The 12,073-nt window shown below is 57.0% G+C and carries 5 protein-coding genes; 1 reads left to right on the forward strand and 4 read right to left on the reverse strand.

The annotated features are described in order from the left end of the window. Positions 1-42: 42 nt before the first annotated feature. The 4 genes from treS to VHE34_RS06045 all read right to left on the reverse strand — a co-directional run bounded on the left by treS (position 43) and on the right by VHE34_RS06045 (position 9,948). On the reverse strand, positions 43-3,393 hold the full coding sequence (gene treS / locus VHE34_RS06030; protein ID WP_325585690.1) for a maltose alpha-D-glucosyltransferase: 3,351 nt from the start codon (positions 3,391-3,393) through the stop codon (positions 43-45). 52 nt (positions 3,394-3,445) lie between these two features. Then, positions 3,446-5,818, reverse strand: a complete 2,373-nt coding sequence (locus VHE34_RS06035) for an ABC transporter permease (protein ID WP_325585692.1) — start codon at positions 5,816-5,818, stop codon at positions 3,446-3,448. Between the two features lie 130 nt (positions 5,819-5,948). After that, the gene (locus tag VHE34_RS06040; protein WP_325585694.1) at positions 5,949-8,549 is read right to left on the reverse strand and encodes a TonB-dependent receptor domain-containing protein; all 2,601 of its coding nucleotides are present in this window, start codon (positions 8,547-8,549) and stop codon (positions 5,949-5,951) included. After that, positions 8,533-9,948, reverse strand: coding sequence for a hypothetical protein (locus tag VHE34_RS06045; protein ID WP_325585696.1), 1,416 nt, complete (start codon positions 9,946-9,948; stop codon positions 8,533-8,535). The genes VHE34_RS06040 and VHE34_RS06045 overlap by 17 nt, the downstream gene beginning before the upstream one ends. Positions 9,949-10,120: 172 nt before the next feature. Here VHE34_RS06045 and VHE34_RS06050 point away from each other — a divergent pair, with 172 nt between their 5' ends. Further along, complete coding sequence (locus VHE34_RS06050) at positions 10,121-12,073, forward strand: histidine kinase dimerization/phosphoacceptor domain -containing protein (protein WP_325585698.1); 1,953 nt, start codon at positions 10,121-10,123, stop codon at positions 12,071-12,073.

Raw genomic sequence — 12,073 nt, forward strand, 5'->3', positions numbered from 1 at the left:
AATTACCCTTCGGCCCCGGGAATCCGGGTGACCGTCCTCACTTCAGCGACTGACGGTCGTCACTGCCTCCGGCTCCGGCCGCAGCACGTTCCGCAAAAGGGCTTGCGGGATCATCAGTCGCCCGGGATCGCGCCGCAGATAGCCGTTAAAGACGCCCATCGCCCGCTGCACAAGGAAATAATTCAGCAACGTCGCAAAATCCTCGCTGCTCGCAGGCATCAATGCACCCACAACCGTAGACGCCCCCGCCGCCCGCTCCTTATACGCCTGAATGAAAAATCCGCTCATATAATGGGCCCATAAGCCCGCCATCGGCAGCAGCCGCTGCACACCCTCTTCGTGGATCTGCTGATTGTTCAAGACTCCCTCGAACGCCACGTTATAAATGCTCATCACCATCGACGCCAGGTCGGTAAAAGGCGACCGGCGCAGCCGCCGTTCACTGTAGGACATAGAAGGATCACCACTCAGATCGTTTATCGCAATATCCTTCCCCGTCAACAGGATCTGTGCCAGGTGATAGTTGCCATGTATACGCGTCTTTAACGTATCCAGCTTCCTGGCATAGATCTTCTGCAACGCCGCAAGCAATTCGGGTCGGAACGCCGCGATCCGGTCCATCCGCTCCCGCATATCCTTTGGCAACACCGCCGCATTCCTCGCCAGGTTCTGGTAGGTCTCCCGCACCAACGACTGCATCGCCGAAAAAAGGCTCCGCTGATAGTGCAGCGAAAAAGGCTCCGGCTTCAGGTCCCGGCCCGTCCCGGCCGCCAACGCGAGGTGCAGCTCCGCCGTCCGCACCCCGATCTGTCGCATCTGCTCGGCCGCATGCGCCCCCAACAGATTTTGCAAATCCTCCGGCAATGCCCCGAAACCTATCGGTTCCGCCAGAGTACCCAAACGCTCGATCGGAAGGGGAGCCCCCTTGTCCGCCGCCAGGATCCGCTCGACATAATTATTCATCCGCTCCAAAAAGAACCCATACCCATCCCCGTGGTTCTCGATCATCTCCTGCAATAACCCCAGCACAATACACCCGTTCTTGTCCTTCCACTCGATCCCCCCGATAAAGGCCGGAACATAGGGGAAATGCACCTCCTTCGACAGATACCGCGTCAGCTCCTGGTCGGAATTGACCGCCCGGTCCACCTTCCGGTAGAACTTCAAAACGAACACCCCGTCATACGCGATCGATGTATTGTAAAGATCCGATACATGCACCTTCGCCAGCGATGCCGAACAAATGTCCTTCGCCCCCGCCAAAAATTGATTCACCTTCCCGCTCCCCTCGAATTGCAACGGGCCGCTATGCCCATTCCTGTGCCCGCCTTCCAACCGCTGCAACAACGCCATCTGCCACTCACAGCTAAAGAAGGCGTCCACCAGCATCCCCTCCCCCTCTTCCGACCGCACCGCCGCGATCAACGCCTCGGGATAACCCTCGCCAAGCCGCCGCCCCGTATCACCATCTACGACCCACACTGGCAGCTGGTAAATTCCCGGTACCCCGTCATCCCCGGTTATCTCCAGCAGCAGCCAGAACACTTTTCGATGCCCAACCTCCAAAACGGTATGCTCGGCGATCGCCACGACATAGGTATTCCGCTCCCTGGGGATAAACCATTTGGCCCGCACCAGGTATCGCGGCAGGATCACATTCTCCAACTGCCGCCGCGCAGCCCCGTCCAACACCTCATCCCGGTGACGCAGCAGCAGCAACGGCAACGGCTTGTCCTCATCCATGTCCGGATGCGCCTTCTCCAACACGAACCACTGGTAAGAATGCGGCGCCAGCGTAAAGAAATACAGGCCATCCTCCCGGATAACGGGGAACCGGTTCTTGCTGAATACGTCCACCGGCACAAATCCCTTATACATCGCCAGGTCAACCTCCGCCGCCTGCGAAAACTTCGAAAGGTTCACCACCACCAGCAACGTCTCATCCTCGTAGGTCCTCGTAAACGTCAGCACCTTCGGATTCTCCGTATTGACAAATTTCAGGTTCCCCCGCCCGAACGTCCGGAACTTCTTCCGCACGGCAATAAGCCGCTTCATGAACCAGAACAGCGAGGAGGTATTGGCCCGTTGCGTTTCCACATTGACCGACTCATAATGATATTCCGGGTCGAGTATCAACGGCAGATACAGCTTCTGCGGATTGGCCGTCGAAAAACCCGCATTCCGGTCCGGCGACCACTGCATCGGGGTCCGCACCCCATCCCGGTCCCCCAGGTAGAAATTATCCCCCATCCCGATCTCATCCCCATAGTAGATCACCGGCGTCCCCGGTAACGCAAAAAGCAACGAGTTGAGCAATTCGATCTTCCGCCGGTTATTATCCAGCAACGGCGCAAGCCGGTGCCGGATACCGAGGTTGATCCGGGCCTTCGGATCGCGGGCATACACCTTGTACATATAGTCGCGCTCCTCGTCCGTCACCATCTCCAGCGTCAGCTCGTCGTGGTTGCGCAAAAAGATCGCCCACTGGCAATTCTCCGGAATGTCCGGCGTCTGATCGAAAATATCGGTGATCGGATACCGGTCCTCCATCTGCAGCGCCATGAACATCCGCGGCATCACCGGGAAATGATAGTTCATATGACACTCATCACCCTTGCCGAAATAGGAAGCGGAATCTTCCGGCCACATATTCGCCTCGGCAAGCAGCACCGTCCCGGGAAAATGCTCGTCGAGGTGCTTGCGAAGCCGCTTCAAAAAGGCGTGCGTCTCCGGCAGATTCTCGCCATTGGTGCCCTCCCGTTCGAACAAATAAGGCACCGCATCCAGCCGGAACCCGTCCACCCCCATCCGGCACCAATAGTCCAGGATACGGAACACCTCATCCTGCACCGCAGGATTGTCGTAGTTCAGATCGGGCTGATGATGAAAGAACCGGTGCCAGTAATATTGCTCCGCCACCGGGTCCCAGGTCCAGTTGCTTTTCTCGAAATCCTGGAAGATAATTCGTACGTCTTTGTATTTCCCGGGATCGTCGGTCCATACATAGAAGTCCCGCTCCTTCGATCCCTTCGGCGCCATCCGCGCCCGCTGGAACCAGGCATGCTGATCCGAGGTATGGTTCACCACCAGTTCGGTGATCACCTTCAGGTTCCGCCGGTGCGCCTCCTTTAACAAATGTTTGAAGCGGGAAACATCCCCGTATGAGGGATTGATCGTGTAATAATCGGCAATATCATACCCGTCGTCCCGCAACGGCGAGGGATAAAAAGGCAACAGCCAGATGGCCGTCACGCCCAGGTCCTGCAGGTAATCCAGCTTGGTCATCAGGCCCTGGAAATCCCCCACCCCATCCGCGTCGCCATCGCAAAAAGCCTTGATATGCAGTTCGTATATGACCGCGTCTTTATACCAGTGTAACTCATCGTCAAGCATACCCAAACAATGGCAAATGCCATGCGCAGGCGCCCGGGGAAAGAATTCCCCACTATTCGCTCCGCAACGCGCTGACCGGATTCATCAACGCAGCGCGAACCGCCTGGAAGCTCACCGTCACTAACGTCACTACCAACGCCGCCGCACCCGCCCCCACAAACACCCACGGACTGATAGCGATCCGGTAGTCGTACTGCTGCAGCCACCCCCGCAAAAAATACAGACTCACCGGTGTGGCCACCACAACCCCAATCACCACCATCACCACAAAATCGGTTGACAACAACATCCACACCTGCCCCACCGAAGCCCCCAGCACCTTCCGCACACCAATCTCTTTGATCCGTTGCTCGGCGACATAGGCCGCGAGTCCAAACAATCCGAGACAGGAGATAAAGATCGCAAGAAACGCAAAGATGCCGGCCAGCTTACCGATCAGGGTCTCCAACCCGAACTTCGCTTCATAGCTTTTATCGACAAAGGCATAGAGATAAGGAAAGGAAGGATTGTATTTGGAAAAGATCCCCGATAACACAGAAATAGCTTTCGCCGTCGGCACCCCATCGGCAAGCCGATAGGTCATCACATACGACCAACCGGGGTCATAGATAAACATTGTCGGGATCGCCGGCGAAAAAGGCGAACCCATCAACGCATTCTTCACCACCCCGATCACCTTTACCCGCTTGGTCTCCGCCCAGGTGATGGTTTGTCCCAGCGGTTCCTTCAGCCGCATCCGTTTTACCGCAGCCTCATTCAAAACAACCGATAAGGTATCTGCCCCCAGGTTCGCGGTGAAATTCACCCCCGAAACCAAGCCCATACCCATCGTTTTGAAATAATCTCCGTCGGATACCGCCACCGTACACATCCCAAGCGTCTCACCGGGCATCTTCCCCGGCCAGGCATCGATATCGTCGTAAACGCCGTCTGTCGTCACCCGGCTATTCGATTTCGTTACGCTGGACACGACTCCGCTGCTCAGCATCTCTGCCTTCAGGGCCGCATAGTTCTTCTGAACATCCGGGCTGACATCGGACATAACAAGCCGTTGCAGGTTATACCCCATCGGCCGGTCCTTTGCATATTGGATCTGTTGATACACGACTACCGTAGCGATGATCAGCCCCACCGATGCGGCAAATTGCAAGGTCACCAATACCCGCCGCGGCCATGCAGCTCTGCGCCCCGCCTTCAAAGTTCCTTTCAATACTTTCGTCGGATTGAACCCGGAAAGATAAAACGCCGGCCGGCTCCCTGCCAACAGGCCCGTCAGCAAGATATAGACGATCATCACCGCCCAGAAAACAAGACTCGTATAGGGGATATGAACAGGGGCGCCCGTCAATTCATTAAAGAACGGCAACAACCCCTGCACCATCACCAGCGACAGCCCAAAGGCCAAAACCGTCAGCACGAGCGACTCGATCAGGAACTGCATCACCAGGTCCCTGCGCAACGATCCGGCCACCTTTCGGATCCCTACCTCCCGCGCCCGCTTTTCGCTTCGCGCCGTAGAAAGATTCACGAAATTGATGCCCGCGATCACCAGCACGAGCAATCCGATAACGGCAAATAAGCGGACCGTGTCGATATAGCCGCTGGTCGCAACGCCATCGACAAATCCACTGCGCAGATGCCAGTCCTTTAAGGGATGAAGAAAGACCTCGTATTTGTTCGTCCGGTAATCCTCGGGATCATATCGTTTGATCAATGGCCGCAATAAGGGCTCTACCTGTGCATACGAGACACCGGGCCGCAACCGGACAAAGGTTTGTACATTGTTATTGCCCCAGTGTTCCCCAAAGCCCGCCGATTCCCGGAAGAACTCGTAGGGAAGGACGTATTGAAAGCTCAGCGATGCATTCGGCGGCACATCCTTCAACACACCCGTTACGGTAAGATCATGATAGTTATCGATCCGCACGGTCTTCCCCATCGCATCGGCATTCCCGAACAACGCCTTCGCGGTCGACTCCGTCAGCACGATGGAATACCGGTCGGTCAACGCCCGCCCGGCACTCCCTTGAAGCAACGGATATTCAAAGGCATTCAGAAAATCAGCCCCCGCCATCAAACCCGGCAGATACACCTTGCTGGCCCCACTCACGAGCCCATGATAATTATTCCAATCGGTCTGTACCACATACTCCACACCCGGAACATCCTTCCTGATCACCTCCGCCAGAGGATAGCTCACCGAGGTCTGCGTCCCCACAACGCCGTTCGAGACGCTCCGATACTCGGCCTGGTAGACCCGCTTATAATTCGGCAGCCACCGGTCAAACGAATATTGGTACGACACCCAAAGGCCGATCAGCAACGCCACGGCCATTCCGGTCGCAAGACCCAAAATATTCAGCACACTGAAAACGCGATTATTGAGCAGCCCGCGCCAGGCGGTCTTGAAGTAGTTTTTAAACATGCAAAAATGCCCACGAACACAGTGCCGAACTCCCAACGGTATTTATATCAACAATTTATCGCAAAACCGCACCCTCCACCTGTCCGGTGGTGATACACCCGGTGTCCGCGCCGCCACAAAGCCGCCCCCCTTATTTCCCCCTCCACTGCACCCCCGCAAAATAGCTCGCCCGCACCTCCTGCCGCATCACCGTGATCCGGTCCGCCCGCTCTTGCCCCGGCAGGAACCCACTCGCAAGATCCGGGTTCGCCCGAAGCAGATCCACGGTGGTCGCGGTGCCAAACAGGTTATCCGTCTTCACAAACACCCTCCACCCATGCCCCAGCTCGCGCCCAAAGCTCGCATCCATCACCGTATACCCCCGCTGCCAGTAGTCCAACCCATACCATCCCGACACCGAATAGATCCTCCGCCCCGTATACATCGCCGACACCCGCGCGTCCCAACCCTTCGCCCGGTACATCAGGCTCAGGTTCCCAAGATGCGCCGACTGTCCCTGCAACGGCCGCGACTCCATCCGCGTCACCGTCACCAGGTCACTGGAAGCATCCCCCGGCACCGCCCTCGTCACAAACTTGGTGGCCTGCGTCAACCGCGAATAGGTATAGGTATACTGACCCTGTACACCCCACCGGCCAATATACCGGGTCGCCAACAACTCCCCGCCATAGTCATGCGCCGTCCCCGCATTGCGCATCTGCGCCGTCAGCTCTCCCGCAGGAGTATAGGACAATCCCTGACTCGGGAGCGGATACAGCTCGTCGTTGCCATTCAGCAAGGTTCGCTCGTAAGGGTCCCGCACCCGTTTATAAAAGATCCCAAGCTGCAGCTGGTCCAGCTCGCCGGGATACCATTCATAGCGCAGATCGAAATTGTCGGCATGCGAACGCCGCAGAAAAGGATTGCCCACCTCGCGGAAATCCTCGTATTGCAGGGAATAGAAGGTCACATCATAAAGCGCCGGCCGCGAAAGGCTCCGGAACCAACCCAGCCGCAATGCCTGCTTGTCCGTCAGCCGCCATTTCATCGCCACCGACGGCAGCCAGTCGTCATACCGGATACTCCCCTCTTTACCATAACTTACCGCAGGGTCCACCGACGACACAAAATGCTGCCGGGTATTCTCATACCGAAGCCCGACGGTCCAATCCGCCCGCTTCCCCTTCCATTGCAACGAAACATAACCCGCGCCAATGTCCTCGCCCGCATGATACGTATTGGGATTGTTGACCGCTCCCAGCGGATTTTGAGGACCGTCGCCATTTGCCCACACGGCATGATAAATGTCCGTGAACGGCTGTCCCTGGTTGGTCGTTATGGCGGGCTGGAAGATATAATTGTTGTAAAAATTATCCCGTTGCTTGTCCCGGTACATGCCACCCACACCGACGATCAACTGGTGATCCCGCACCCGGCGATGATAGTCGCCATGGACATAGGAGGAAAGATCCCGCTCCCGGTTTCGCAGCCAGCTGCGCGTCATCCCATCCAGCAGCAACGGGGTCTGCGTGACCGCCCCGCCCGGACCTTCCAGCCGGGCCGTACTCGCGGATAGCTCGCTCCAGTCGGGATAAAGCCCCGTCGCCACCGACCAGGCCGTAGCCCATCGCACAGTAAACGCAGCGCCAGGCCGGTCCTCTCCCCGCAGGCTGGCGCTGTACAAATGTTGAAGATGAACCCGGCTCCGGTCCGAAAGAGTGATCCGCCCCGTACCCGGTCCCGTCCTCCCAAGGCTGAGACTGGTATCCACACGGCTCCTGCTCTCGATATCCTGCTGGCTGGCATACAGCTGGTAAAAAGCGATCGAATGCCGGGGATTGAATACATAGTCCACCTTCGAATGAAGGCCCTCCCGGATAAGGGTAGACGAATACTGGCTGCGGTAAAGATCCGTCAATCCCGGCGTATTGTTCTCCCCCGGCTGGTTATTGGGCGGAATGAACCAACTGGACACACCTCTCTTGACGTCCTGGTAGTCGGCGGCGACCAGCACCCCCAACCGGCTTCGGACCCACCGCTGTCCCCACACAAGACTTCCCAGTATATCCGGCGCCGGATGCCGGTTATAAAAATTCAGATTAGCCTTGCTGAAATCGCCCGCCGTTGCCGAATAGCCGGCCCCATGCACCTCGTACGGACTCCGCCGCCGGACCACATGCCGGTCAAAGGCCAGGTACGACCCGTCAAAAAAGGTTTGATTGTACCCGCTCGTCAGCCGCAGCTTCAGCATCGGCTCCTCCGGCGCATTCCGCAACACCATATTCACCACCCCGCCGATCGCGTCGCCCTCCATATCGGGGCTTAAGTTCTTATACACCTCCACCCGTTGCACCAGGTCCGCAGGAAACATCGACAACGGAACATACCGGCTCCGGTCCCCCGGACTCGGGATCTTGATCCCATCCACCAGCGTATAGTTATAGCGCGGGTCCATCCCCCGGATGATCGTATGCTCCGACTGACCCGAATGATCCGTCGTCACCGAAAGCCCATTCACCCGGCGCGTGACATCGGCAATCGAAAGATCCGTGCTTCGCTCGATCGTCTCCTCCGGCACCACCTCCACGATCACCCCGGCAGCCTTCTGCAATCGCAAAGCATGACGCAACGATCCGGGATCCAGGTACCCCTTGATCGTCACCTCCGGCAGCGAATCTCCCTTTTGTCCCTTTACACCCCCAAAAACCAACAACAACGCCGCCAACCACAAATATCTAATGTTGATTCCCACTTCCATCACTTTGGAAAGCCCCGATATCCTTCCCCGGCGGAGTGATCTCCGTCACTCCAAACACCGCATCCTTCCTGACGGCAGCCGCAGGCGAGAATCCCGTAAACCCTTTGCCGAGAGCCGGCGATCCACTCGCAAGCCGGAAATTGAAGGAACCCACATAATCCGCCGCACTGAAATTGATGCCCGCCGCCGCAGGCAGCGGATAGTTCACGAATTTAGGCGGATTCGCTCCCGGCGTCGTAGCATTACCCCCGTTGATATCCGTGGCCTGCTGCACCGTGATAAAGCCCACCGGCAAAAATTGCGTCGTAAATTCAGCAAGGTCCCCATAATTGTAGGTATTGCCATACCGGATATTGGCCGTATCCGCAATCGGCACCGAACCACCGCCTCCGCGAATCCCAAGGCCATAAGCACAGTTGACAAGAAGGTTATTATAGGCGAGCCCCCTGCCGGCCTGCTCGAAATCTATCGAGCCGCCCTCGCCCGCCTTCGCCTGCCGGTAACCGGTCGTAATAACGGTGTTGTTATAACAGACCATGCTCGCCTGCGGCGAAAGCCCGCCGGCATTCGCCGCCTTGAACGCATTGCCCGTCCCACCGACGACAAGATTGTACCCGATATCCCCGACACTCCCACTCTTCACATTGACGCATTCCCCCGCCGTCAGCCCGATCTTCTCGAAAGTATTCCGGAAGATAGCATATTTCCCGCCCGCCGGCCGCAACATATCGTTGGCGCAGCCATACAGCCAGCTGTCCTCCACCACAAGACTGGCCGCCGGATTTTGAATAAAGACCCCATATCGTTTTGAACCGGGCTTGGGTCCGTTCAAGGGCGCCAACCCACCCGTATATTCAAGATGCGTCCACTTGATGACGATATCCCCCCCGCCGGCGCCACCCTGGATACCACCCCAATAACCCTTGAAGGCAGGATCGGTGGAAGGAGACTGCGGATCGTTCGCAGGGTTGCTCTTCAGCGAGGCGTCCGCCACCGTGAACCAGTTGGGCTTATCCTTGGTGCCCAGGCAGAGAAAGGTCCCGTTCACGATGATCCCCGGCGCATGGTCCTGCGTCCCGATAGCCCCGGCGCCCGTCGCTGGCCCAACCACCAATACGCTTACCCCGCTCTGCACCACCACGGTATCCCCGGAATTTATCGTCGCATCCGCATAAAGACTGCATAGATAATAGGTCTTGCCTGACTGTAAGGTCCCCTTGATGCTCCGGCCATTGCTGCCGTTCTTGGAGTTCAGGGTGTCCCCGGCCTGCACAAAGTCGCCGGCCCGAAACTGCTGATCGGAGATCGTCACATCCCCATCATGATGCTTGCCACAGGAAAAAAGCGACACCGCGCCCGCCAAAGCCATGACCACAAACCGAAATATCTTCATACCAAGTTGATTTAAAATGGGCCGTAAGATACATCCTCCCCCGATGCGGGGTATTAATTCTGTATTAAACCCTGTAGAAAAACTGGATTTTTTTCCACATAATGGGTCCTCCCTAGTTTTTTTACGTACAACTACTTGTTCGTGAGGTCGGAATTTTTGTATTTTTATCGGGATGGCGCGTGAAATATCCTTTTTAAGGCCGTCGGGACTACCCATCCTGGCTGTCATCCTCTTTTTATTCCATCCAACCTATGGGAGCCCTCCTCCCGACCCGGTGGGTCAGCGTCTCGCACTCCAACCGGTTTTCACCGCCCTTGAAGATAAAAAAGGCGCCGCCACCGCAGACGACCTCATCCACCGCCCCGGAGACTTCACGCCTCTCGCCTCCCTCCCGAAAGGGGATCCGGTCAGCTACTACTGGCTTCGCGCCACTATTCACACCGGTGACAGGAACGATCCGGGGAAGATCCTCTCCTTCAGCCACCTCACGTTCGTGGACGTCTATCTCTATAACGATACGTCGCTCATCACCCATCGGGCGGCCGGCGCCTTCCAGCCGGGAAGCAAATTTGCCGACGGCGACGGCCGGTTCTTCTGCTCACTGCCGCTGGAAAAGAACCACGCCTACACCTTGCTCATCCGGGTCCACCACACAAAATATTACCAGCCCCAATTCGACTTCGTACTCCAGCCCGCGCGGCAATTCTTCGCCTCCGCACATACAAAGGAATCCATCGACATCGCCCTCTTCGGCGCCATCTGTATCCTCTTCATATACGCTTTACTGTCCTGGATCGTCAGTCGCTTCCGGCCCTATCTCTGGTTGCTGCTTAGCATCGGCGGTATCGGCTGCTACGCGCTTAGCAACAACGGCTACTGGATCGAATGGTTTGCTCCCGAACACCCCGCCTCCGCCTGGCTCCTGAACCCCCATTTTCTCTACCTCGGCCTGTTGGGTCTCTACCTGCTGGTCGTCGACTTCTGGCAGCTGCGCACCGACTTCCCGAAAGTGTACGCCTGGATGCGCTGGGTACCCATCCTGCTGGTCCTCAGGTCCCTCTCGGCCTTCAGCATCGACTACTTTACGGGCAACTACTTTGTCTCGGGCCTGATCGATCGCGCAACCCATCCTTTTATGCTCCTCGTCGTCGGCTATACGCTATACATCTGCTGGCCCCGGCTAAACCCCGCCCGCCGGTATCTCGCCTATGGCCTCGTCCTGCTTTGCGTGTCGGGCCTCTACCTCACCATCGCCATCCTCGTAAGCAAAGAACAGTCGCTCAACACCGTGAGCACCGTCGGTAACTTCTTCAACATCGCCATCTTCCTCATTTTCGCAACAGGCCTGAAGGAAGAGATGCGCCGCCACGAGCTGGCCAAACAGGCGGCGCTGGAAGAGCTCAACCGCCTCCAGCAATACCAAAACACCATCCTCGAAAGACGCGTGGAAGAACGTACCGAAGCCCTCCGCGTCAGCAACAAACGCCTGCAGAATCAGAAATACCAGTTGGCCGAACGCAATACAAAGATCGAAACCCTCATCAACGAACTCCATCATCGCGTCAAGAACAACCTCCAGTTGCTCTACAGCCTCCTCAGCCTGCAATTACCCATCGTCAAGGACGGCGTCTCCCGCGATATCCTCAAAGGCAACATCGGCAAGATCAGGGCCATGATGCTCGTTAATGAAAAACTGTTCAATTTCGAGAAAGGCCGCAACATCGGCCTCTGCGAATTCATCACCGAGCTCGCCGTCCACCTGCAGAAAATTTACGACATCCGCGAACGAACCCGCATCCTGCAGGACATCCCCGCCGGCATCAGCCTCAGCGACAAACACACCCTCTCCTTTGGCCTCATACTCTCCGAGTTGTTCACCAACACCTTCAAGCACGCCTTCAGGGATCATCCCGATCCCTGTATAAGCGTACGCGCGATCCAGGTGAACGAACACCGGCTGGAATTCTACTACTCCGACAATGGGATCGGCATTCCCGCGGGTGATTCGACCGAAAAGTTCACGATGGGTATTCCCCTCATCAAGGACCTGACCCGCCAGATGAACGGACAAATGAGTATCTCCGGAGAAAAGGGATTACACTATTCTTTCACGATTCCAGTCTGA

It is taken from the genome of Puia sp., from assembly GCF_035546395.1.
Taxonomy (GTDB): domain Bacteria; phylum Bacteroidota; class Bacteroidia; order Chitinophagales; family Chitinophagaceae; genus Puia.